General features: G+C 44.5%; 1 pseudogene. It reads left to right on the top strand.

From position 1 onward, the window contains the following. Positions 1-375: pseudogene (locus LPKJCM_RS05290) on the top strand (phage capsid protein); the annotation flags it as partial.

The following is a 375-nucleotide window of genomic DNA, read 5'->3' as shown; positions in this document are numbered from 1 at the left end:
TAACACCTTATCGACATTAGTTGTTAACTCAGCAGCTTATTCAGAAATGCGTGAACAACAATTGATTGAATACCTGCAACCTGCTGGCGCAGCTACTCCAATTGCCACTTATCAAGGTATGAGCATCATTCAAGATGATAGCATTCCGGTTGCTTCTGATGGAACTACTTATGCACTCATCTTCGGCCCTGGAGCCATTGATTATGCAACTGCTACTCCGACTAATGGCCTAGTTGTTCAACGTGACGAATTTCAAAAGGGCGGCATGGTAGCCATTATTCAGAAACGATTAGTTACTTGCCACGTTGCCGGAACAGATGTTGACTTGACTCAAACTAAGCCCGACACTTATTTAGCTGACTTGGCAGCGGGAAC

The sequence above is a fragment of the Lentilactobacillus parakefiri genome (assembly GCF_002157585.1).
GTDB classification, from domain to species: Bacteria; Bacillota; Bacilli; order Lactobacillales; family Lactobacillaceae; genus Lentilactobacillus; species Lentilactobacillus parakefiri.
Note: the sequence above shows the minus strand (reverse complement) of the source record. Positions and strands in the feature narration are given on the sequence as shown.